General features: G+C 63.6%; 25 protein-coding genes. 12 read left to right on the top strand and 13 right to left on the bottom strand.

The features are described 5' to 3' along the window. Nucleotides 1-99: 99 nt before the first annotated feature. The gene (locus tag ACCD07_RS04780) at nucleotides 100-762 is read left to right on the top strand and encodes a GntR family transcriptional regulator (protein ID WP_176651394.1); all 663 of its coding nucleotides are present in this window, start codon (nucleotides 100-102) and stop codon (nucleotides 760-762) included. A gap of 8 nt (nucleotides 763-770) precedes the next feature. Here the strand turns inward: ACCD07_RS04780 and ACCD07_RS04775 are convergent, their stop codons facing one another. Next, nucleotides 771-1,220, bottom strand: a complete 450-nt coding sequence (locus ACCD07_RS04775) for an RrF2 family transcriptional regulator (protein WP_353403743.1) — start codon at nucleotides 1,218-1,220, stop codon at nucleotides 771-773. Between the two features lie 59 nt (nucleotides 1,221-1,279). After that, nucleotides 1,280-2,713, bottom strand: coding sequence for a PLP-dependent aminotransferase family protein (locus ACCD07_RS04770; RefSeq protein WP_413446662.1), 1,434 nt, complete (start codon nucleotides 2,711-2,713; stop codon nucleotides 1,280-1,282). Between the two features lie 73 nt (nucleotides 2,714-2,786). On the opposite strand from ACCD07_RS04770, the gene ACCD07_RS04765 reads away from it, so the two are divergent. Next, entirely contained in the window at nucleotides 2,787-3,038 is a 252-nt protein-coding gene (locus tag ACCD07_RS04765; RefSeq protein ID WP_413446661.1) for a hypothetical protein, read from the top strand. Between the two features lie 3 nt (nucleotides 3,039-3,041). Here ACCD07_RS04765 and ACCD07_RS04760 read toward each other — a convergent pair whose 3' ends face one another. Next, nucleotides 3,042-4,223 (bottom strand): multidrug effflux MFS transporter, encoded by a 1,182-nt coding sequence (locus tag ACCD07_RS04760; RefSeq protein WP_413446660.1) that lies wholly within the window; start codon nucleotides 4,221-4,223, stop codon nucleotides 3,042-3,044. Between the two features lie 136 nt (nucleotides 4,224-4,359). Here ACCD07_RS04760 and epsC point away from each other — a divergent pair, with 136 nt between their 5' ends. Beyond that, on the top strand, nucleotides 4,360-5,283 hold the full coding sequence (gene epsC, locus ACCD07_RS04755; RefSeq protein ID WP_413446659.1) for a serine O-acetyltransferase EpsC: 924 nt from the start codon (nucleotides 4,360-4,362) through the stop codon (nucleotides 5,281-5,283). Between the two features lie 76 nt (nucleotides 5,284-5,359). Further along, the gene (locus tag ACCD07_RS04750; RefSeq protein ID WP_176651388.1) at nucleotides 5,360-6,010 is read left to right on the top strand and encodes a hypothetical protein; all 651 of its coding nucleotides are present in this window, start codon (nucleotides 5,360-5,362) and stop codon (nucleotides 6,008-6,010) included. 114 nt (nucleotides 6,011-6,124) lie between these two features. On the opposite strand, the gene ACCD07_RS04745 is transcribed toward ACCD07_RS04750, so the two are convergent. From ACCD07_RS04745 to ACCD07_RS04725, 5 genes are read right to left on the bottom strand one after another with little or no spacing between them, the layout of a single operon-like run. Continuing rightward, nucleotides 6,125-7,495 (bottom strand): LLM class flavin-dependent oxidoreductase, encoded by a 1,371-nt coding sequence (locus tag ACCD07_RS04745; protein WP_413446658.1) that lies wholly within the window; start codon nucleotides 7,493-7,495, stop codon nucleotides 6,125-6,127. Beyond that, entirely contained in the window at nucleotides 7,495-8,337 is an 843-nt protein-coding gene (locus ACCD07_RS04740; protein ID WP_413446657.1) for a MetQ/NlpA family ABC transporter substrate-binding protein, read from the bottom strand. Before ACCD07_RS04740 ends, ACCD07_RS04745 begins: the two co-directional genes overlap by 1 nt. A gap of 12 nt (nucleotides 8,338-8,349) precedes the next feature. After that, nucleotides 8,350-9,030 carry a methionine ABC transporter permease gene (locus tag ACCD07_RS04735; RefSeq protein ID WP_413446656.1) on the bottom strand — a complete coding sequence of 227 codons (681 nt, stop codon included), beginning with the start codon at nucleotides 9,028-9,030 and terminating at the stop codon, nucleotides 8,350-8,352. Beyond that, complete coding sequence (locus ACCD07_RS04730) at nucleotides 9,023-9,835, bottom strand: methionine ABC transporter ATP-binding protein (RefSeq protein WP_413446655.1); 813 nt, start codon at nucleotides 9,833-9,835, stop codon at nucleotides 9,023-9,025. The genes ACCD07_RS04735 and ACCD07_RS04730 overlap by 8 nt, the downstream gene beginning before the upstream one ends. Next, entirely contained in the window at nucleotides 9,835-11,037 is a 1,203-nt protein-coding gene (locus ACCD07_RS04725; RefSeq protein WP_413446654.1) for an acyl-CoA dehydrogenase family protein, read from the bottom strand. Before ACCD07_RS04725 ends, ACCD07_RS04730 begins: the two co-directional genes overlap by 1 nt. A gap of 195 nt (nucleotides 11,038-11,232) precedes the next feature. On the opposite strand from ACCD07_RS04725, the gene ssuE reads away from it, so the two are divergent. The 7 genes from ssuE (at nucleotide 11,233) to ACCD07_RS04690 (ending at nucleotide 18,159) form a co-directional block, all read left to right on the top strand. Then, nucleotides 11,233-11,820, top strand: a complete 588-nt coding sequence (gene ssuE / locus ACCD07_RS04720) for an NADPH-dependent FMN reductase (protein ID WP_413446653.1) — start codon at nucleotides 11,233-11,235, stop codon at nucleotides 11,818-11,820. Between the two features lie 21 nt (nucleotides 11,821-11,841). After that, nucleotides 11,842-12,801 carry a sulfonate ABC transporter substrate-binding protein gene (locus tag ACCD07_RS04715; RefSeq protein WP_176651381.1) on the top strand — a complete coding sequence of 320 codons (960 nt, stop codon included), beginning with the start codon at nucleotides 11,842-11,844 and terminating at the stop codon, nucleotides 12,799-12,801. Nucleotides 12,802-12,817: 16 nt separating this feature from the next. Next, nucleotides 12,818-13,960, top strand: a complete 1,143-nt coding sequence (gene ssuD, locus ACCD07_RS04710; RefSeq protein ID WP_413446706.1) for an FMNH2-dependent alkanesulfonate monooxygenase — start codon at nucleotides 12,818-12,820, stop codon at nucleotides 13,958-13,960. Continuing rightward, entirely contained in the window at nucleotides 13,960-14,742 is a 783-nt protein-coding gene (gene ssuC, locus ACCD07_RS04705) for an aliphatic sulfonate ABC transporter permease SsuC (protein ID WP_413446652.1), read from the top strand. Before ssuD ends, ssuC begins: the two co-directional genes overlap by 1 nt. A gap of 14 nt (nucleotides 14,743-14,756) precedes the next feature. Continuing rightward, nucleotides 14,757-15,560, top strand: coding sequence for an ATP-binding cassette domain-containing protein (locus tag ACCD07_RS04700; RefSeq protein ID WP_413446651.1), 804 nt, complete (start codon nucleotides 14,757-14,759; stop codon nucleotides 15,558-15,560). Between the two features lie 167 nt (nucleotides 15,561-15,727). Beyond that, nucleotides 15,728-16,294, top strand: a complete 567-nt coding sequence (locus ACCD07_RS04695) for a YceI family protein (RefSeq protein ID WP_176651377.1) — start codon at nucleotides 15,728-15,730, stop codon at nucleotides 16,292-16,294. An 89-nt stretch (nucleotides 16,295-16,383) separates the two neighbouring features. Beyond that, a complete protein-coding gene (locus ACCD07_RS04690) occupies nucleotides 16,384-18,159 on the top strand; it encodes an amidohydrolase (RefSeq protein WP_413446650.1) in 1,776 nt (591 codons plus the stop codon). 1 nt (nucleotide 18,160) lies between these two features. On the opposite strand, the gene ACCD07_RS04685 is transcribed toward ACCD07_RS04690, so the two are convergent. Together ACCD07_RS04685 and ACCD07_RS04680 are read right to left on the bottom strand one after the other, a co-directional pair. Further along, on the bottom strand, nucleotides 18,161-18,748 hold the full coding sequence (locus ACCD07_RS04685) for a chromate transporter (RefSeq protein ID WP_413446649.1): 588 nt from the start codon (nucleotides 18,746-18,748) through the stop codon (nucleotides 18,161-18,163). Continuing rightward, nucleotides 18,745-19,335 carry a chromate transporter gene (locus tag ACCD07_RS04680; protein WP_413446648.1) on the bottom strand — a complete coding sequence of 197 codons (591 nt, stop codon included), beginning with the start codon at nucleotides 19,333-19,335 and terminating at the stop codon, nucleotides 18,745-18,747. Before ACCD07_RS04680 ends, ACCD07_RS04685 begins: the two co-directional genes overlap by 4 nt. Nucleotides 19,336-19,512: 177 nt before the next feature. Between ACCD07_RS04680 and ACCD07_RS04675 the strand changes: the two genes are divergently transcribed. Continuing rightward, nucleotides 19,513-19,731, top strand: coding sequence for a hypothetical protein (locus tag ACCD07_RS04675; RefSeq protein ID WP_413446647.1), 219 nt, complete (start codon nucleotides 19,513-19,515; stop codon nucleotides 19,729-19,731). Between the two features lie 253 nt (nucleotides 19,732-19,984). Here the strand turns inward: ACCD07_RS04675 and ACCD07_RS04670 are convergent, their stop codons facing one another. From ACCD07_RS04670 to ACCD07_RS04660, 3 genes are all read right to left on the bottom strand, one after another. Next, nucleotides 19,985-20,890 carry a PAS domain S-box protein gene (locus ACCD07_RS04670; protein WP_353403761.1) on the bottom strand — a complete coding sequence of 302 codons (906 nt, stop codon included), beginning with the start codon at nucleotides 20,888-20,890 and terminating at the stop codon, nucleotides 19,985-19,987. Nucleotides 20,891-21,273: 383 nt separating this feature from the next. After that, nucleotides 21,274-21,672, bottom strand: coding sequence for a hypothetical protein (locus tag ACCD07_RS04665; protein WP_176651372.1), 399 nt, complete (start codon nucleotides 21,670-21,672; stop codon nucleotides 21,274-21,276). Between the two features lie 101 nt (nucleotides 21,673-21,773). Beyond that, nucleotides 21,774-22,415: a phosphohydrolase gene (locus tag ACCD07_RS04660; RefSeq protein ID WP_413446646.1), complete on the bottom strand. Its 642-nt coding sequence runs from the start codon at nucleotides 22,413-22,415 to the stop codon at nucleotides 21,774-21,776. Nucleotides 22,416-22,456: the final 41 nt, after the last annotated feature.

The raw sequence follows: 22,456 nt of genomic DNA, 5'->3' as shown, positions 1-22,456 counted from the left end.
ATCTTTTTTGTGTATACAAGAATATATCGTTCGAATACATTGTCAAGTGAAATTCAGCATTTATAATGAGGCATGTTATACACAGGTTTGAAAGATCCCATGAGCACCCATTCGGCAACGCTGCGTGAAGAAATAGAAGAGATGATCGCCGTCGGCCAGCTGAAGCCCGGCCAGCATCTGGACGAGACCGAACTGGCGACGCGCTTCGGCGTCTCGCGCACGCCGATCCGGGAAACGCTGATCCAGCTGGCGTCGATGGGACTGGTGGTGATACGTCCGCGCCGCGGCGCCATCGTCGCCGAACTGGGGCCGCAGCAGCTGCTGGAGATGTTCGAGGTGATGTCGGAACTGGAGGCGACCTGTGGCCGGCTGGCCGCGCGCCGCATGACGCGCGAAGAGCAGCAGGCCTTGCTGGCGGCGCACCAGGCCTGCCAGGAGGCGCTCGATGCGCAGGAGACGGATGCCTACTATTACAAGAACGAGGTATTCCACGAGGCGATCTACGCCGGCAGCCATAACCAGTTCCTGATCGAGCAGACGCGCAATCTGTACCGGCGCCTGCGGCCTTACCGCCGTTTGCAGCTACGGGTGCGCAACCGCCTGGCCACGTCCTATCACGAGCATGACGGCGTGGTGCAGGCCATCATCGACGGCGATGGCGAGCTGGCCGCGCAGCTGCTGCGCGAGCACGTGATGATACAGGGGCAGCGTTTCTCGGATTTGATGGCGTCGCTGCCGCAGCTGCGCCAGGATGCGGCTTAAAGCATCCCTTAGCGCGCGGCGCCACGCATGATGCGCACAGGCTTGGCGGTGGCCGGGTCGGAGGGCAGCATGTCGGCCAGCGTTTGCTGATCGAGCACCGCCAGGAAGGCCTTGGTGGCATCGTTCAGCGTGTGTTTCAGCTTGCAGTCCGGCGTCAGCGGACAGGTGTCGTTGGCGCGGTCGAAGCACTCGGCCATGAAGAAATCCGTCTCCGTGGCGCGCACCAGGGCGCCGATATTGATGTCCTTGGGCTCTTTGCCCAGGCGTAGCCCGCCGTTGCGGCCGCGTACAGTCTCCACCAGGCCGGACTGGCCCAACTGGTAGACCACCTTCATCAGGTGGTTCTTCGAGATCACATGCAGGTCGGCGATGTCCTGGATGGTAACCAGGCGGTCCCGATTGGCGCTCAGGTAGAGCAGCGTGCGCAGCGAATAGTCGGTAAAAGAGGTCAGGCGCATTATGATGAGTCTTGGTTACGGTTCGTCCCGTATTCTACATGGGCTACATGGGAAAAGGCTTATTCCATCTGCTGCAAAATGTCGCGCACCCGCAGCAGCGCGGTGTCGATGTCGAGCGTCTCGATGCCGCCGTAGCCGAGGAACAGGCCGGCCTTGGGCGGCGTCGTGGCGTAAAAATTCGACAAGGGGTACAGGCCGACATCGGCGCGCCGGGCCAGCCGCAGCAGCAGGTCCAGGTCGATGGGGCGCTTGCACAGCGCCGCGAGGTGGAAGCCGGCGCTGGCCGGCACCAGTTCGAACCATGGCGACAGTTCGGCAGCGAACAGCGATTGCAGCCGCTCGCGCCGGGTGGCGTAGACCGCGCCGCAGCGGCGGATGTGGCGCGACAGGCTGCCGTCGCCGATGAACTTGGCCAGCGCGTGCTGGCTGGCGGTGGCGGTGTGCCAGTCGTTCAGGTGCTTGACGGTGAGGACCGCGTTCAGCACCGCCTCCGGCAGCACCGCGTAGCCCAGCCGCAGTTCCGGCAGCATCACCTTCGAGAAGGTGCCGACGAAGGCCACCACGCCGTGCCTGTCCATGCTTTGCAGCGAATCGGTGGGCCGGCCTTCGTAGCGGAACTCGCTGTCGTAATCGTCCTCGATGATGATGGCGCCGATCTGCAGCGCGCGCGCCAGCAGGGCCTCGCGGCGGGCAACGCTCATCGGCATCCCCAGCGGGAACTGGTGCGCCGGCGTGGTGTAGATCAGGCGCGTGCCGTCGGGGATCCGGTCCACCAGCATGCCCTGGTCATCAACGCCGATGCCGACCACCTGCGCGCCCTGGCTGGCGAACAGCATCCGCGCGGCGGGATAGCCCGGCTCCTCGACCGCGACCACGCAGCCGGGTTCCAGCAGCACGCGGCCCAGCAGGTCCAGCGCCTGCTGGGCGCCGTTGGTGACCACCACGTTGGCCGCGGTGCAGACCACGCCGCGCGCATAGGCCGCGTGGTGGGCGATGGCCGCGCGCAGTTCGGCGATGCCCTCCGCCTGGCGGTACATGCCGCTGCCCTTGATGTCCTGGCGCAGGCCGTGCAGCATGCAGCGGCGCCATTCGTCGTTGGGGAACTGGCCGGTCGTGACGCAGCCGCCGATGAATTCATAGCGCGAGCGGCCTTCGGGGAAGGGGATGCGCAGCGGCGTATGCATCGCATCCCATTTGGCGACGATGGCGGAACTGGCGAGGTTACCGGCGATCTGGCGGCGCGGTTTGGCCTCCGCCGGCGCGTTGACGAAGCTGCCCTTGCCGACCTGGCCGATCACCAGCCGCTCCTGCGTCAGCCGGGTGTAGACGTCCGAGACGGTCTTGCGCGAGAGTCCGAGCTGCTCGGCCAGCAGGCGCGAAGGCGGCAGCTGCTGCTTGTCCGCCAGCCTGCCGCTGCGGATCGAATCGCTGAGCTGGCGGTACAGTTGCCCGCCCAGGTCCTTCCTGCCTTCGATGACGATGTGGAGTTCCATGTTATTTTAGTGCGGCGCCGAACGGACGATAGCGCGAGTTTGCCACATACTGGAGCAGATCACAGGAGGAAGCATGAACAACGAAGACCAGCGCCGCCAGTTCATCAACGAGCTATGGCAGCGCTTCGAGCAGTTGCAGCAGTGGGCGATGGAGAATTGGCCGGATCAGGAGCATCCCTTGTCCAGCGCGGATTTCGTCGAAAGCCGCAAGGAGATACTGGGCCTGCGCGATCCGGCTCAGGCGCCGGCCGGGTTGCCGGCGGGCCGCGAGCCGGAGCAGGGCGGGGCGCAGTATGTCGATATGAATCCCACGCCCTGGCCTTGATCGTTAATGTGTTTTCGGCTTGCCGGTCAACGCCAGCAGCCAGGCGATCATGCTGATCACCAGGCTGGCCAGCACGCCCCAGGCCAGCTTCAGGGCGCTGTCGAATAGCAGCGGCGCCACCAGGCCGGACACCAGCGCGAACAGCAGCATCTGGATGAAGGACTGCATCGACGCCGCCAGCCCGCTGTTGTTCGGGAAGTACTCCAGCGCGATCAGTGACAGCGGCGTCATCGCCAGCGCCAGGCCGAAGGAGTAGATAAACAGCGGCATCACGGCATACGGCACGGCCGCGACGTAGAAAGAATTGTAGGCGACGTTGATGACGCCGGCGGAGATCATGATCGCAAAGCCCATCCACACCTGCGCGTTGCGCGAGTACTTGTGGGCGAATTTGCCCGACAGCGCCGAGCCGATCACCATGCCGCTGATCAGCGGCACGAACATCCAGGCGAACGCCGTCTCCGGCAGGTGCAGGATATTCATCACGAAGTACGCGGCCGAGCCGATATACAGCGCCACGCCGGCGAAACACATGCCCACCGCGATCGCCAGCAGCAGGAAGTGGTGGTGGCACAGCACCTTCCAGTAATTGGCCGCGATGGCGCCGAGGTGGAAGGGATGGCGGTCCTTGACGGCCAGGCTTTCCGGCAGCGAGCGCTGCACGGCGACGAACATCAGGATGCCGAAGCCGCTGAGGAACCAGAAGATCGAGCGCCAGCCGAAACTGACCTGCAGCCAGCCGCCCAGTACCGGCGCGATGGCCGGAGCCAGGCCGAACACCATCATGATATGCGACAGGATCTTCTGCGCCTCGGCGCCGGAGAAGCGGTCCTGCACGATCGCGCGGCCGACCACCGAGCCGGCGCCGGCCGCCAGGCCCTGGACGATGCGGCAAGCCAGCAGCACGCCGATCGACGGCGCCATCGCGCCGACGACGGACGCGGCGATATACAGCACCAGCGACACCAGGATCACCGGACGGCGGCCGAAGGAGTCGGACAGCGTGCCGTAGAACAGCATCATGAAGGCAAAGCAGAACAGGAACATGCTCAGCGTTTGCTGGATCAGCAGCGGGCTGGCGTCGAAGGTCTGGGCGATGGCCGGGAACGACGGCAAATAGGTGTCGATGGCCAGCGGACCGACCATCGTCAGGCCGGCCAGGAGTAGCGTCAGCAGAATATTCATTAAAGTTGTATTGTTCGGTAGACGCGGCATTTTACGCGATATGCGCTGTGCGCATATGCAACGACGAATTCCTTCCTTCGTTTGCGCCGTGAGGGCAATTAAGCTGCTTTGATGGGCGCTTTTTATTCGAGACATTATGACTATCGATACATTTGATGGGACCGGCGTCAAGCCGTCGCACTGGAACCTGGCCAGCGTGATCGAGCAGCTGCGCGTGTCGCGCGAAGCGACGCACAACATCCGTCATCACGGCAAGGTGCGCGAGCTGCCGTCGCGCGAGGCGCTGACGATCATCGTCAACGGCCTGTCGGCGGCGCTGTTCCCGACCCATTACGGCAGGCCCAACCTGACCGACGAGAGCATCGATTATTTCGTCGGCGACACGCTGACCACGACCCTGAACCGCCTGACCGAGCAGGTGCGGCGCGGCCTGCAGTTTTCTTCGGAAGAGGCGACGCCGGACGAGGAGGCGCTGACCGCGCAGGCCAACGCCATCACGCGCGAGTTCGCCGCGGGCTTGCCGGCGATACGCGGGCTGCTGGTGTCCGACGTGCTGGCGGCGTTCTCGGGCGACCCGGCGGCGACCTCGGTGGCCGAGATCATGCTGTGCTATCCGGGCACGATCGCGATCCTGTACTACCGGCTGGCGCACAGCCTGCACCGCCTGGGTTCGCCGTTCCTGGCGCGGCTGATCTCGGACATCGGCCATTCGCTGACCGGCATCGACATCCATCCCGGCGCGCACATCGGCGCCAGCTTCTTCATCGACCACGGCACCGGCGTGGTGATCGGCGAGACCGCCATCATCGGCCAGCGCGTGCGCCTGTACCAGCACGTGACCCTGGGCGCCAAGCGCTTCCCGGCGGATGAAAAAGGCGTGTTGATCAAGGGCGTGCCGCGCCATCCGGTGGTGGAGGATGACGTGGTGATCTACGCCGGCGCGACCATCCTGGGCCGCATCACCATCGGCGCCGGCTCCACCATCGGCGGCAATGTGTGGCTGACGCAGAGCGTGGCGCCGGGCAGCAACGTCTCGCAAGCGCAGATGCGCAACGACTAGGATAGTGACAATTCGCGGAATTTGCCATGGATGTAATATGGTACTCTAGGCAACTTGTTCAACTTGCAACTGTCTGATGCCTTTACTGTACTATCATCCGCCCAAATCTGTGTCCCATGGTCACTCTCCGCGCGTCCAGAACCCTCGCCAGGCATGGGATGCGACGCAGGCATTTTTACGCGACCATACGGTTTCCGAGTTGCGGCCCCAACTGCGCTTGACCGTGCTGGGCGCCACCAAGTTTACCGACCCGGCGGTTGTTGAATCCATACTTCAGCAAGCGCTCGACGCGTTCGGACCGTCAACCTCGGTTTGGGGGATCTTTCACAACTGGGACTTGCCGGGCGACCGATTGAGCGATGCGCTGGAATTTGCGTTGTCGGATGAGCACCGGCCCAGGCAGGAAGTCGATTCCGTGAGTCTGCATCTTTCATATGCCTTTTCGTGGAAGGATCTGCCCAATCCCTCTCCAGATGAGGCTCGTAAAGTCGCCCGCAAAGGGCGTAATTCGCTGGGCCTGTCGGTGGGAGGGCACCGCCTTTTCATGCAACCCACATTTCTTTTTGAAGTGCCTGAACAGACTTCATCTTTCATTACACGCTTGCAAGCGATCGAGGCCGCCACGCCTTTCGTTCCCAGGGACGATTACTACTATCTCACAGAGTCCAGGCAGAGCAAGGATGGCATAAAGCTGACCAGGCTGAAATCGGGATGGAAGAATCAATGAGGTTTCGCGTAGCCCAACCTGCTTTTGCGATTTCGCTGCGCGAGATACTTGCCGGATGTGATGTCTCACAGGTTATCGCCTGACGCACCCCTAAGCAAGGTCCGCCATGGGCGGTCATGGTAGCGGGATTCTTATCTGCCTGCCGGCGTGAAGCGCCGACAGGCAAGGACCCTGCCCGAAGACCTTTTGACGTAGCGTACCCTCGCTGTATTTCACTTGATAGCGCCCGCGTCGCTGCAGTTCGGGCACGATCAGCTCCACCACGTCGCGCATGCTCTCGTGGGCGATGGCGAACGCCAGGTTGAAGCCGTCGATGTCGGTCTCTTCCTGCCAGGCCTCCAGCTGGTCCGCCACTTGTGACGGATCGCCGACCAGCACCGGGCCGCGTCCGCCCAGGCCGATGAATTCGGCCGCTTCGCGCACCGTCCATTTGCGGTTCGGGTCGGCCTGGCTGAACGAGGCCAGTGCTGACCTGCCGGCGTCGGAGTCGATGTACTCGATCGTCGCGTCCAGCGGGAACTTGCCGAAGTCGACGCCGGTCCAGCCGGACAGCAGGGCCAGCGCGGCCTCGATGTCGATGTGGCGGCGGTATTCTTCGTGTTTGGCGCGCGCCTCGGCTTCGGTTGGCGCGGTGATGATCAGCGCTTGCGCATAGATCTTCAAATCGTCGCCATCGCGGCCGGTGGCGCGCACCGCCGAGCGCAAGTCGTCCACATACTTCCTGACGACCTTCTTGCTTGGCCCGCTGACGAAGGTGCACTCGGCGTGCTTGGCCGCGAACGCCGTGCCGCGCGGCGAGGTTCCTGCCTGGTACAGCAGCGGCGTGCGCTGCGGCGACGGTTCGCACAGGTGGAAACCGGGGACCTTGTAGTAGCGGCCTTCGTGATTGATCGGATGCACGCGGGACGGCTCGGCATACACGCCGCGCTCCTTGTCGTTGACTACCGCGTCGTCGTCCCAGCTTTTCTCCCACAGTTTGTAGACCACATCCATGTATTCGTCGGCGAGGTCGTAGCGCTCGTCGTGGCTCAACTGGCGGTCCAGGCCGAGGTTGCGCGCCGCGCTGTCCAGATAACCGGTGACGATATTCCAGCCGATGCGGCCCCGCGTCAGATGATCCAGCGTCGAGATGCGGCGGGCAAAGGTATACGGATGCTCGTACGTCAGCGCGCACGTCACGCCGAAGCCCAGGTGCGTGGTGGCTTGCGCCATCAGCGGCACCAGCGCCAGCGGGTCGTTCAGCGGCGCCTGCACGCCGTGGCGCAGCGCCGCGTCCGCGCTGCCTTGATAGACGTCGTAGACGCCCAGCACATCGGCCAGGAATATCGCGTCGAAGCGGCCGGCCTCCAGCAGCCGCGCCAGTTCGGTCCAGTGGTCGGGATCCTTGTAGCGGTGGCTGTTGTCGCGCGGGTGCGTCCACAATCCCGGGGACTGGTGGCTCACCGTCTGCATCTGGAAGGCGTTGAAGCGTATTTGCTTGGGCATTATTTGGACGCGGTTTTCTTGTCGCTGGCTTCCAGTGCCAGTTGGTCGTCGGTCTTGGCGTAGTCGGCGAAGTGCTTGTTGGTCACGGCCAGGAACTCGCGCGAGCGGTAGGCAGCGGCGATATCCCTGGCGAACTGCTTGTCCTTGTCGGCGGTGCGGACCGCCACCAGGTTGACGTAGTTGGACGAGATTTTCTCGGTGATCAGCGCGTCCTTCAGCTTCAGTCCCGAGGCCAGCGCGTAGTTACCGTTGACGAAGGAGTAGTCGGTGTCCTGCAGGGAGCGCGGCAGCTGCGCGGCCTCCAGCGCGATCAGCTTGATCTTCTTCGTGTTGACGGCGATGTCCTTTTCCGATGCGCGGATCGGATCGATCTTGTCGCGCAGCTTGATCCAGCCCAGTTGATCCAGCAGCACCAGCGCGCGCGCCTGGTTGGTCGGGTCGTTCGGCAGCGCGACGGTGGTGCCTTCCTTGACGTCGTTCAGCGTCGTGTGCTTCTTGCTGTAGATGGCGATCGGCGCGGTGGGGATCTTCACGAGGTCGGTCAGCGCCAGTTTGTGCTCGGTGGCGAATTTGTTCAGGTAGATGATGTGTTGGAAGACGTTGGCGTCCAGCGAGCCTTCGGCCAGCGCGAAGTTGGGCTGGATGTAGTCGTTGAACTCGACCAGCTTGACCTTGTAGCCCTGCTTTTCCAGGATAGGCTTGATGCCCAGCTTGACCTGGTCGGCATACGGCCCGGCGCTGGTGCCGATCACCAGTTCTTTCGGATCCTTGGCGTTGGCCGGGGCGGCGATGCCGAAGGCGATGGTCAATGCTGCCAGCAGCAGGTTACGGCGAGTGTTCATGATTTTTCCTTGTTAGCGTTTGTCGATACGTTTGGCGATGCGGTTGCCGGTGAACTGGATCAGTTGCACCATGGCGATGAGGATGGCGACGGTGGCGACCATGATGTCGGTCTCGAAGCGGTAGTAGCCGTAGCGGATGGCGAGGTCGCCGATACCGCCGCCGCCCACCACGCCGGCCACGGCGGAATAGGAAAGGAAGCTGATCGACAGCACGGTCAGCGCCAGCACCAGGCCGGAGCGCGCTTCCACCAGCAGCACGCGCAGCACGATCTGCAGTTCCGACGCGCCCATCGCGTGCGCCGCTTCGATGACGCCGCGCGGCACTTCGCGCAGGTTCTGTTCGACCATGCGGGCGAAGTAGGGCACGGCGGCGAACGACAGCGGCACGGCGGCGGCCAGCGGGCCGATCGAGGTGCCGGCGACAATGCGGGTGAACGGCACCAGCGCCACCAGCAGGATGATGAACGGGAAGGAACGGACGGTGTTCACCAGCCAGCCGAGCACCAGCGCGGCGGGACGGTTTTGCAGCGATTGTCCGTCGGCGACCAAAAACAGCACGATGCCGAGCGGGCCGCCGATCAGCACCGCGGCGGACAGGCCGATGCCGAGCATCGCCAATGTCTGGCCCAGGGCGGTCCACATTTCCGGCAGCATGGCGATGATGTTGGTCAGCGAGATGGCAAGTTCAGACATAGGCCGCCTCCGGGGTGGCGTCGCTGGCGGCCAGCGAGTTGGCGGTGCGCATGGCGGCCAACTCCCGTCCCAGCGCGGTCTTGCGCGGCGCGGCCAGGTCGGCGGCGTCGTCGAGGACGAATTGTTCGGCGATGGCGCCGTCTTTGATCACGGCAACGCGATTGCAGATTTCTCCCAGCACCGACAGCTCGTGGCTAACGATGACGATGGTCACCGCCAGGCGCTGGTTGATGTCGCGCAGCGTGGCGAGCAGCGCGCGCGTGGTCTCGGCATCCAGCGCGGATGTCGGCTCGTCGCACAGCAGCACGGCCGATCCGCTGGCCAGCGCCCGCGCGATGGCGACGCGCTGCTTCTGGCCGCCCGACAGTTGCGCCGGATAGCTGGCCGTCTTGCCGCTCAGTTCAACCAGCTCCAGGCAATCGTTGACGCGCGCGGCGATCTGCTGCGCCGTCAAGCCGCCGTGGATGCGCAACGGGAAGGCGACGTTGTCGAACACTGTCGCGTTCTGCAGCAGGTTGAACTGCTGGAAGATCATGCCGATATTGCGCCGCGCATCGCGCAGGTCACGCCGCGACAGGGCGGTCAGCTCGCGGCCGTCGACGGCCACGGAGCCGCTGTCAGGCTGCTCCAGCAGGTTAATCAGGCGCAGCAAGGTGGACTTGCCGGCACCGCTCTTGCCGATCAGGCCGAAGATTTCGCCTTCGTGCACGTCCAGCGACACGTCGCGCACGGCGTGGAACTCGCCGCCGTCGGGCAGCGCAAAGGTTTTGCTCGCATGTTCGATGCGGATCAGGGGAGTAGTCATTATGAATATGCGGTTGGTTCAGGCAACGTGCCGTCGAGCGCGTAGCGTCCGAGGTCGCGCAGTTTGTAGTCGACCGGGTCGTGCAGCGTGTGCACGCGGACGTTGCGCCAGAAACGGTCGTAGCCGTATTTGGCGGACGTGGAACGGGCGCCGGTCAGTTCGAAGATCTGGTTGCTGACATCGACGCCGGCCGTGTGGGCCAACACCTTGGCCTCGGCCACCGCAATCGCCAGCTCGCCGCGCTGCCGTGCCGTGACGGCGGCGCCAAGGCGGAACAAGCGCTCCAGTTCCTGCGCGGCGTGGTCGGCCAGTACGGCGGCGGGCCGCAGCTTGAGCCACAACTGTCCGTAGCGATGCTGGATCAGCGGATCGGCAGCGGCGCTGGCCACGCCGGATGCGAACCACGGCCGCGCCTCGTCGACGGTGTAGGCCCGCGCCGCCTCGAACGCACCTTCGCCTATGCCGAGGTAGAGATTGGCCATGATCAGTTGCGCCACTTGCGAGCGCAGCGTGGCCTGCGGTGTTGGCGCATGGCCGGGCGCCTGCAGCACCTGCGTGGACGGCAGCGGCACCTGCGTGAAGTGCACATTGCCGCTGTCGGTCTGGCGCTGGCCGAAGGCGTCCCAGTCGGCCTGTACTTCCACGCCTTGCTGGCGGGTCGGCACAACGCCGATCAGGGCGCTCTGCGATTCCTCATGCCAGGCGGAGATGGTCAGCCAGTCAGAGCCCACCGAGCCGGATGAGAAACTCTTGACGCCGTCAAGCACGAAGCCGTAGTCGGCGTCGGCGGCGATGGTGCGGCGGTCCAGCGGATTGAGCGCATTGCCCCAGAACAGGCGCTGTTCGACGGTCTGCGTCAGGAAGCGGCGCTGCTGTTGCGGCGTGCCGTACAACTGTATGCCGGCGAGCTGCAGATGATGGAAGCCGAAGACGTGGGCCAGAGCGCTGTCGGCGCGGGCCAGTATGCGGATGACGTGGCAGACCGTGGGCCAGTCCGCGCCCTGGCCGCCATATTCGGTGGGGATCGACAGCGTGAGCAGGCCGGAGTCGCGTATCCATTCACGCTCCTGCGCCGCATGGCCGCCGGCCTGGTCGCGGGCATTGGCGGTTTCCGCAAGACGCCCGGCCAGTTCGGCCGCAACGTCCAACGGGTCTGGTACCGCGTCCTGTGCTGAACGCGTTTTGAGTAGTGCTGTAGACATGGTATGTCCGTATGAAGGTATCGGTGTTTTTAGTATTGCATCCGGCTCCTCATGCCGTACACGAAGAAATCCAGCTTTCCATATGCGGAAAAATCATGCGAGGAAAACCGCATATCAAAACGTAAAACTATTCGTTTTGATTTCAGGGGTGCGGACTTATTCTGGCTGCCACCAACAACAATGGGGACCAGCACCATGACCATTCTTCTGATCGGCGGCAGCCCGGCACTACCTTCAAGCACCGGCCGTTTGCTGGACCACGTGGGCGGCAAGCTGGCTGCGCTCGGCCATCGTCACAGCGTGCTGCAGGTACGCGACCTGCCGGCCAGGGCCCTGCTGCATGCGGATACGGCGGACCTGGCGATCAAGCGCGCGCTGGCCGCCGTCGCCGCCGCCGAGGCCATCGTGATCGCCACGCCGGTCTACAAGGCATCCTTCACCGGCATCCTGAAAGCCTTCCTCGACCTGCTGCCGCAGGACGGCCTGGCCGGCAAGCTGGTGCTGCCGATCGCCACCGGCGGCAGCCAGTCGCACATGCTGGCGCTGGACTATGCGCTGCGCCCGGTGCTGCATGCGCTGGAGGCGCGCCATGTGCTGACCAGTATCTACGCCACATCTCAGCAGCTGGCGTGGAGCGAAAGCAGCGGCCTGACGCTGGACCAGACCATCGCATGGCGCGTCGACGCGGGCGTGGCGGCGCTGACGTCCGGCTTGCAGGCCTCGAGCGCGGCCGTCGACGAAATCTACGTGGCGCCGGCGCAGCCTGTGCGCCTGGCCCGCTAACCATATCCATAAGGAGTATCCATGAGCATCGAACAAAGACGCGCGGCGCGCCGTCATACATTGGGATGGCTGTTTGCCGCCGGCGTGTTCGCCGCCGGGGCGCCGGCCACCGTGTCCGCGCAGGCCAAACAGGAGGTCCGCATCGGCTACCAGAAGTACGGCACGCTGACTTTGCTGAAAGGACGCGGCACGCTGGAGCAGCGCCTCGCCGCCCAAAACATCGTCGTCAAATGGACCGAATTCCCGGCTGGTCCGGTACTGCTGGAAGGCCTGAACGTCGGCAGCATCGACTTCGGCACCGTCGGCGAAGCGCCGCCCATCTTTGCGCAGGCCGCCGGGGCCAACCTTGTTTATGTCGGCAATGAGCCGCCGTCGCCGGGCAGCGAGGCGATTGTCGTGCCCAAGGATTCGAAAATCCGCAACCTGGCCGATTTGAAGGGCAAGAAGGTCGTGCTGAACAAAGGCTCGAACGTGCACTACCTGCTGGTGAAGGCGCTGGAGAAGGCCGGCGTCGGCTACAAGGACATCGAGGCGATCTACTTGCCGCCGGCCGATGCGCGCGCGGCGTTCGAACGTGGCAGCGTCGACGCGTGGGTGATCTGGGATCCGTTCCTGGCCGCCGCCGAGAAGCAGCTCGGCGCCCGCGTGCTGGCCGACGGCAAGGGGCTGGTCGCCAATCACCAGTTCTACCTGGCCTCGCGCACCTACGCCGAGAAGAATCAGGAGATCGTGCGCATTGTGCTGGAGGAAATCGCCAAGGTGGACGAATGGGGCGAGAAGAATCCGAAAGAAGTCGCGGCCATATTGTCCGCGCAGACCGGGCTGCCGGTCGACGTGGTGGCGCTGGCCGCGTCGCGCTATGCCTACGGCGTCAAGCCGATCAGCGCGGACGTGCTGGTGCAGCAGCAGAAAGTCGCCGACGCTTTCTCCAACCTGAAGCTGATACCCAAGCCGATCTCGGTCAAACTGGCGGCGCAATAAGGAATTGATCATGTCCCTGAATATTTTCTGGTTTATCCCCACCCATGGCGACAGCCGCTACCTCGGCACCTCCAAGGGCTCGCGCCCGGTCGATGCCGATTATCTGAAACAGTGCGCGGTGGCCGCCGATACGCTGGGCTACGACGGCGTGCTGCTGCCGACCGGCCGTTCCTGCGAGGACGCATGGGTGGTGGCATCGTCGCTGATCAGCGTGACGCAAAAGCTTAAGTTCCTGGTCGCGATCCGTCCTGGCCTGACCACGCCGGGACTGGCGGTGCGCATGGCGTCCACCTTCGACCGCTTGTCCAACGGCCGCCTGTTGATCAACGTCGTCACCGGCGGCGATCAGGGCGAGCTGGAGGCGGACGGCCTGTATGCCGACCACGCCAAGCGCTACGAGATCTCCGATGAATTCATCCGCGTCTGGCGCGCCTCGCTGTCCGGCGAGGGCGGCGACGCGGGCTACGATTTCGAGGGCAAGCATATCAAGGTCAAGGGCGCCAAGACGCTGTACCCGGCGGTGCAGAAGCCGTATCCGCCGCTGTACTTCGGCGGATCGTCCGAACCGGCGCATGCGCTGGCGGCCGAGCAGATGGACGTGTACCTGACCTGGGGCGAGCCGCCGGCCGCCGTGGCCGAGAAGATCGCCGACATCCGCGCGCGCGCCGCCAAGCATGGCCGCACCGTGAGGTTCGGCATACGCCTGCACGTGATCGTCCGCGAGACCAACGAGGCGGCGTGGCGCGCGGCCGATGAATTGATCAGCCACCTGGACGATGACATCATCGCCAAGGCGCAGGCGGCGTTCAGCAAAATGGATTCGGTCGGCCAGCAGCGCATGGCGGCCCTGCACGGCGGCAGCCGCGACAAGCTGGAAGTGTCGCCCAACCTGTGGGCCGGCGTGGGGCTGGTGCGCGGCGGAGCCGGCACGGCGCTGGTGGGCGATCCGGAGACGGTTGTGGCGCGCATCCAGGAGTACGCCGACCTGGGCATCGAGACCTTCATCTTCTCGGGCTACCCGCACCTGGAGGAATCGTACCGCTTCGCCGAACTGGTGTTCCCGTTGCTCGGCAAGGGCAAGGCGGCCGGCGAACAGTCGCTGAGCGGTCCGTTCGGCGAGGTGATGGCCAGCGACATCCTGCCGAAGAAGGCCGCGTAATGGCGACGGCCAAGCATCCCAACGGCCAACGCCAAAGCGCCTGGGCGCCATGGATACTGCCGGTGCTGCTGATCGCCGGCTGGCAGGCGGCGTCGCAGCTGGGTATTCTGTCCAGCCGCATCCTGCCGGAACCTTGGGCGGTGGCCAAAGCCTTCTGGACGCTGGCCGCCTCCGGCGAGCTGTGGGTCCACCTGCGCACCAGCTTGTGGCGCGCGGTGAGCGGCTTCGCCATCGGCGCGGGTCTTGGTCTGCTGCTTGGCCTGTTGACGGGCAGCTTCCGGCGCGCCGAAACGCTGCTCGACACCACGCTGCAAATGGTGCGCAACATCCCGGCGCTGGCGCTGATCCCGCTGGTGATACTTTGGTTCGGCATCGACGAGACGGCGAAACTGTTCCTGCTGGCGGTGGGCGTGTTCTTCCCGGTGTACCTGAACACCTTCCACGGCATCCGCTCGGCCGACCAGGGACTGATCGAGATGGCCCGCAGCTACGGGCTGTCCGGCTGGCCGCTGTACCGCGACGTGATCCTGCCGGCGGCGCTGCCGTCGATACTGGTCGGCCTGCGCTTCTCGCTGGGCCTCGTGTGGGTGCTGCTGATCGTCGCCGAAACCATCTCGGCGCAGGCGGGCATCGGCTATATGACGATGAACGCCCGCGAATTCCTGCAGACCGACGTGGTGTTGGTCGGCATCCTGCTGTACGCCTTGCTGGGCAAGCTGGCCGACCTGCTGTCGCGCGGGATGGAGAAGCACTTCCTGCGCTGGAATCCCGCTTACCGCTGATAGAGGACCTGATCATGCATATTTCGACCGCTTTATTCGATGTGGCGCCGCCGGCGCGGACACCGGAGCCCGCACCGGGGCCGGCCAGGCGGCAGGGCGTTTCGCTTGCGCTGGACGGCGTCAGCAAATCGTTCGGCGCCCGCAAGGTGCTCAGCGACGTGCAGCTGGAATTGCGGGGCGGCGAATTCGTCGCCGTGATCGGCCGCAGCGGCTGCGGTAAAAGCACGCTGCTGCGCGCCATCGCCGGACTGGAGACCACCGACGCCGGCCATATCGCCGTCGGCAAATCCGGCATAGGCGCCAGCATCCGCATCATGTTCCAGGAGGCGCGGCTGCTGCCGTGGAAGACGGTGCTGGAGAACGTGGCGCTGGGCTTGCCTCGCTCGTTGAACGCGGCCGCGGCGACGCTGTCCACCGTCGGCCTGGCCGAACGCGCCGAGGATTGGCCGGCGGAATTGTCCGGCGGCCAGCGGCAGCGGGTGGCGCTGGCGCGCGCGCTGCTGCACGAGCCGCAGTTGCTGCTGCTCGATGAACCGCTGGGTGCGCTCGATGCGCTGACCCGCATCGAGATGCAGCAGCTGATCGAAGCGCTGTGGCAGGCGCGCGGCTTCACCGCCGTGCTGGTGACGCACGACGTGCAGGAGGCGCTGGCCCTGGCCGACCGCGTGGTGCTGATCGAGGACGGCCGCATCACGCTGGACCTGAAAGTCGACCTGCCGCGTCCGCGCGCGCGGGGCAGTGCGGCATTTGCCGCCTTGGAACAGCGCTTGCTGGGCCGCATCCTCCATCATCCCCCGGCCGTCGCGGCCGCCGCGTAAGCGCTTCCCTCCCTATCTTTTGGCAGGTTCCCTTCCAAAGCCACCCGCGTTATCATCGATTTTATCGATAGTAACGCGGTAAATTTTTCGTTTTACAACTTTAGATGTCACGAGCATAATCGGTGCCACTCATTCTTATCAATTGTTCCAAACATCTGGAGTTCTTAATGAAAAAAATCTTCGCACTGCTGATCGCCGCCGGTATCTCCCTGTCCGCCTTCGCTGCACCGGAAACCTTCAACACCGATCCTAACCACACCTTCGCGCGTTTCGAATACAGCCACTTCGGCTACAACACGCAGCAAAGCCGCTTCAACAACACCAGCGCCAAGATCGTGCTGGATCGCGCCGCCAAGACCGGTTCGGTCGACGCCACCATCGACACCAAATCGGTCGATACCGGCTCGAAGCTGTTCGACGGCCACATCCAGGGCGAAGACTTCCTGGACACCGCCAAGTTCCCGACCATCACCTACAAGTCGACCAAGTTCAACTTCGATGGCGACAAGCTGGCATCGATCGACGGCAACCTGACCATCAAGGGCGTCACCAAGCCGGTCAAGCTGGTCATCACCCATTTCCAGTGCATGGATCACCCTATGCTGAAGAAACTGGCTTGCGGCGCCAACGCCACCGCCAGCATCAAGCGTAGCGAATTCAACGCCGGTAAATACGCACCGTACGTCGGCGACGACGTCACCCTGACTTTCGCAGTCGAATCCATCAAAGAGTGATGAACTGAGCCTGGCTCAATTCGTTCGCCTCTGATGTGGGCCGGCGCGGTGCAAGCATCGCGCCGGCCCGTTTATTTTTAGGAGTAGTCATGAAATTGAACCAGCTCGCATTCGCGGCGGCATTGGTCTGCGCCGCCCAGGTCCAGGTGCAGGCTCAAGCCGCACCCGACCTGATCATCACCAACGGCAAGATCGCCACGATGACCAGGGAAGGCGCCTTCGCGCAAGCGCTCGCCATCAAGGACGGCAAGATCGAGGCCGTCGGCGGCAATGCCCAGATCCTCAAACTCAAGTCCGCCAGCACCCAGCTGATCGACGCCGGCGGCAAGACCGTCATCCCCGGCCTCAACGACTCCCACCTGCACGTCATCCGCGAAGGCTTGAACTACAACGCCGAACTGCGCTGGGACGGCGTGACCTCGCTGAAGAAAGCGCTGCAGATGCTCAAGGAGCAGGCCGCGCGCACGCCGGACGGCGCCTGGGTCAAGGTGGTCGGCGGCTGGAACGAATTCCAGTTCGAGGAAAAGCGCCTGCCGACCTTGGCCGAAATCAACGAGGCGGTGCCGGACAAGCCGGTGTTCCTGTTGTACCTGTACGGCCTGGGCTTCCTGAACCAGAAGGGCATCGCCACGCTGGGCTACGACGCCGACACCAAGTTCAAGGACGGCGTGGTCGAACTGGGCGCGGACGGCAAGCCGACCGGCCTGCTGATTGCCAAGCCGAACGCGATGATCCTGTACACCACGCTGGGCAAGACCAACGTGCTGCCGCGCGAGCAGCAACTCAATTCGACGCAGCAGTATTACACCGAGCTGAACCGTCTTGGCCTGACCAGCGCCATCGACGCCGGCGGCGGCGGGCAGGCGTATCCGGACGATTACGCGGTCAGTCTTGAGCTGGCCAAGAGCGGCAAGTTGACGGTGCGCACCTCTTACTACCTGTTCGCGCAAAAGCCGGGCAAGGAACTGGAAGACTACCAGCGCTGGCTCACGCTGACCAAGCCGGACAAGAACGACCACCTGTTCTACGCCAACGGCTACAACACCGAGGGCGGCGGCGAGAACCTGGTGTGGAGCGCGGCCGACTTCGAGAACTTCCTCGAGCCGCGCCCGGACATGCCGCCGCAGATGGAAAGCGAGCTGGAGCCTGTGCTGCGGCTGCTGATCAAGAACCGCTGGCCGTTCCGCATCCACGCGACCTATGACGAGAGCATAGACCGCGACCTGGCTGTGATCGAAAAAGTCAATAAAGACACGCCGCTGAACGGCCTGCGCTGGTTCTTCGACCATGCCGAGACCATCAGCGACGGCCAGCTGGCGCGCGTCAAAGCGCTGGGCGGCGGCATCGCGGTGCAGAACCGCATGTACTTCCAGGGCGAGCTGTACTGGAAGCGCTACGGCGCGCAGACGCGCCAGATGCCGCCGATTAAGAAGATGCTGGAGATGAAGATTCCGGTCGGCCTGGGCACGGACGGCACGCGCGTCAGCAGCTACGGGCCGTGGCCGTCGATCTACTGGGCGGTGACCGGCAAGACGGCCGGCGGCCTGAGCGTGTGGCAGCGCAAGGACGTGCTGAGCCGCTACCAGGCGCTGAAGCTGATGACGCAGGGCAGCGCGTGGATGAGCGGCGAGGAAAAGCTGAAGGGGACGCTGGCCGTGGGCCAGTATGCCGACCTGGCGATACTGCCGCAGGATTATTTCTCGATGGACGTGGAAAAGATCAAGAACCTCGAAAGCAGCCTGACCATCGTCAACGGCAAGGTGGTGTATGCGGCGCAGGAGTTCAAGCAGCTCGCGCCGGCCTTGCCGGAAGTGCAGCCGGACTGGAGCCCCGTGAAATACTACGGCGGCTACCAGAACAAATAAGCTAGACCAGCTGGAACCAGCCCAGCACCGCGCCCGCGGCCAGCAGCAACAGCAGGTGAACGCGGGTGCGCCAGATGATCAGACCGGCCACCACCGACAGGGTCCACAGCGGCCAGTCGGTGGTCCAGTCGCGGTGCGCGCTGCCGAGAATGATGCCGACCGATACCATCAGACCGACCACCACCGGCGCCATGCCTTGCTTGAAGGCCCGCACGCCCAGCAGTTCGCGGTTTTGATGGCCCCAGCGCGCCGCCAGGTAGGTCAGCGTGGTGCTGGGCAGCATGATGCCGATCATCGTCACCAGCACGCCGGCCAGGGCCGCCGCGTAGCTGCCGGCGTTGAGGCCGACGTTCCATCCCATCAACGCGACGAACAGCACGTTCGGGCCCGGCGCCGCCTGGGCGATGGCGATCGAATCGTTGAACTGCGATTGCGTCAGCCAGTGATGTTCCTCGACCAGGAAGCGGTGCATTTCGGACGTGGTGGAAATCGCGCCGCCGATCGACATCAGCGACAGCAGCATGTAATGCGCGAACAGGTTGACCCAGTCGCCCAGGCTCAGCGCCAGGTGCAGCGGAGCGTCGCTCATGGCTGGCTCCCCTTCAGCTTGCGGTAGGTGAGCGCGTAGCCCAGGCCGCCAAGGATCAGCAGCGTGTAGGCCAGCGGCAAGTGCAGCAGCACCACGAACACCACGCACAGCAGCGCCATGGCGCCGGTCAGCCACATCGGCAGCGGATGCCTGGTCAGCGCGGAGGCAAGCTTGAGTCCGGTTGCCGCGATCATGCCGGCCGACACCGCCGCCATGCCGCGCAAGGCGCCGGCCACGCCCGCGTGGTGGGCGAAATGGGAGTGCAGCACGGCCAGCACCAATACCAGCAGCAGCGGCACGGTCAGCATGCCGGCCAGCGCGACCAGGCCGCCGCGCAAGCCGTAGTAGCGGCTGCCGATCATCAGCGACAGGTTGACCACGTTGGGGCCGGGCATGATCTGCGCGACCGCCCATTCCTCGATGAATTCTTCCTGCGTCAGCCAGCGCTTGCGCTCGACCATTTCACGCTGGACGACGGCCAGCACGCCGCCGAATCCCTGCAGCGCCAGAATGGTGAAGGAAAGAAACAGATCGAGCAGGGAGGTGGGGCGGAGGCGTGGCTGGGGCTGGGACGGGGCGGAAGTCATGCGGCATTATCGCGCTGGTGTTGCCGCGTGTCTATGCGTACGACTTCGTAACGGGGCCGGAAACATTTAAATCCTGAAATGATAGGAAGCTGACATTGACTTTGCTTTAGTCTCGCTCATACTCCACTAGCACGTGATTTGATCAGGGTCAAAGCCCTTAACTTCTTGCCAAGGATCATGATGAACGTTTCGCTACTTCAGGCTTCCCCTCAAGCCGGACTTCTTCAGCAACGAAGCAATGAACAATGCAGTGCCGTGGTGGACCGCGGCATCCTGGTGCAGTCCAGTTTCAATACCGTGTGCGCGATCGAATATATGAAGTCGCACAACATCGACCCGCAAGTCATTGAACGGGTGCTATTACACCCCGAACAGCGCCGAAAAATCCATCATTAAGCCTGCTTCCATACGGGATCCACGTATACTTATGCACAAATCATGTTGATAAGAATTCTTTTAAAAAGTTTTCTTGCTACAATGTGAGACACCTTAAGTCCTTGATTTTTAAGGGGTTTGATATTGCCTTTTGCATGAGCAGTTTGTTGAAACCCGCATAGGTACGGGCTTCCTGCCTTGTCAAGAGGGGGTTGTCCACATAGATATCCACAAAGTCTGTGGATATCCGGAAAAACGCTTAACAATCCATTACTTAGAGCGGTTTTTTCAGCGCCTGCAGGACGCTGGCGACGATGATGTAGGAGGCGTGGGTACCCGTGCCGTTACGGGTGGCGGTGGCGCGCAGCCTGACTTCCGTGCCGTCGCGACGCCAGGCGTTGATCACGTCGGTCCACGCTTCACCTTCCTTCAGCGCATTCAGCGCGTCGGCCAACTGGTCGCGCGGGTAGGGCGGCGCGTGCAGCAGGCGCGGATCGGCGCCCTGCAATTCTTCCCGGCTGTACTGGAATACTGCACAGAACTTGTCGTTGACCGAGGTGATCTTGCCGCGCGCGTCGAGCGTCATGATCACCGCGTGCTGGTCGACGGCGGCCAGCAACTGGCGTGCCTCGTCCAGTTCGGCCTGCAGCTTGAGTTCGCGCTTGTGTGCCTCCTCCAGGCCGGAATAGGCGCGCAGCGACGAGATCACCGTGGTGAACAGCTTGCGCGTGGTCAGGTCGGTCTTGCACCAGAAATCATTGATGTCGTAGTCGAGGATGATGCTGTGTTCCAGCGCCTGTCCCGGCTGTCCGGTGCGCAGCACGATGCGCACCAGGTTGTTGTGCAGCGTGTCGCGGATCTGGCGCGCCACGTTCAGGCCGGCGTCGCTGGTTTCCATGATGACGTCCAACAGCACCAGCGCGATGTCCGGCGTATTGCGCAGCGTGGTCAGCGCTTCCTCGCCGCTGTAGGCATGCAGGAAGCTGAGCCGGCGTCCCTGGAAGCAGGCATTGCTGAGAGAGAATTTGGTGACCACGTGAACATCGACGTCATCATCCACGATCAGCACCCGCCATGGCGGCGGCGCCGGTGTTGCGCTGGGGCTGCCGGCCTGGGTCTGGCTCGCCGGCGGCGCCTCGTCTTCTATCATCCAATCGGTGTCGTCGTCGTTCTGGTTCATGCATGGATCCCACGAGAAGTCGAACAAGGGAATTGCGGACCTTCACAGTGACACTATTCCTCGCCAGCACTTTTGTCAAAGGATTCCCTGCTTGGGCGGTGCGAGGTGTCGCCAGTCCTACTTATGCACAAAAAAATATTTTTCAAGGTCTCGAAAAAATGCGCCGGGCTGGAATTTTCCTTGATGTAAGTCTTTGATTTTATTGGGTAAATATTTTGCCTGTGGATTAGGCATTTTGTTCAAACCCGCGCCGTTACAGGCGTTCTCTGCTGTCAAGTGGCAGTTATTCACAACCTTATCCACAGTTGATGTGGATATCTGGAAAAAGCGCTTTAAATCCGGTTGCTTACCGGCTTTTCTTCAGAAACAGGGTTTGTTCGGGTTTATAGCGTCGACAGTAATTTGCGTACCGCAGCATGCACCATGACGATATCCGGTCCGTCGTGCAGCAGCGCGTTGTACTTGGCACGGAACTCGGCGTCGCCGTCTTCGGACGGGCCGATCAGTGCTTCGATGGCTTTGCGGAAGGCGGCGGCATCGGCGGCGGAGATCGGTTCCGGTTCGTCGAGGCGCTCGTCCATCTGCGCCATCAGGCCGGACAGTTTCTGCAGCCAGGCGAAATGCGGATGGTTGGCCACCAGCTGTAAATGCTCCAGCGGGCTGCCGACCGCGCCGAAGTACTGCGTCTCCACATGGATCAGCTGCTTGTGCAAGTCGCGCAGCGCGCGCGCCAGCGCCGTCAGTTTCGCGCGTTCGGACAGGTCGGAATCGGGCAATGCCATGAGTTACTCCAAAGGTTAGCTTGAGCGCCTAGTGTACCCACCAGCGATGCGCTTGCCTACACGCTAAAAGTCCAGTTGGCGTGGTCCGCAGTATCGGACACTCAAGCGCTGAGCGCCTTCAGGCGGTCCAGCTCGGCCAGGAAGCGTTCGCTGGCCAGGGCCGGCGGCCACGGTTCCCAGGGCGTGCCGCCGTACACCGCCTGCAGCGGATCGTCGTTCAGCGGCGGCACCGTGATCTTCAATGTTTGCAGCACTTCCTTCGCCGACCATCCCACCACGTGCACGGCCTCGCTGGCAGCGGCCAGGCGGTCGGCCATCTTGTGGGCGGCATACTCTTTCGGCGTCCAGTGCTGCAGGCCGTAGCGCAGGAAGACGGCGTTTTCCAGCCGCACCGTCAACGCCTTGAAACCTTCGCCCAGGAACGGCTTCAGCGGCGAGACGCAATCGAAGCCCAGCAAGCCTTCCTCCGCATCGTGCAGCAGCTCGCGCAGCGCGGCCAGCGGCGCCAGTTCGACGCCGACCGCCGTGCAGGCGGCCGCGCGCAAATGCATCACCGTCAGCGAATGCTGCGCCACCGACAGCGGACGCGGCCATGCCGAGTGGCCGCCCCAGCGGTAGGTGCGCGCCAGTCCCAGCGCCAGGTCCGAATCTTCCCAGTCAAAGGGCGTGGGGTCGAGCAGGTCCAGCCGGCGCTCCGACGGCATGCGGACCCAGGCGCGGATTTCATGATGATCGCGACCCATGCGTCACTTCCCCTTATCTATGGCTCAGGCTCCATCCTACA

The sequence above is a fragment of the Duganella sp. Dugasp56 genome (assembly GCF_047304105.1).
GTDB classification, from domain to species: domain Bacteria; phylum Pseudomonadota; class Gammaproteobacteria; order Burkholderiales; family Burkholderiaceae_D; genus Rugamonas; species Rugamonas hordei.
The sequence above is the reverse complement of the archived record's forward strand: the minus strand, read 5'-3'. Positions and strand labels throughout refer to the sequence as shown.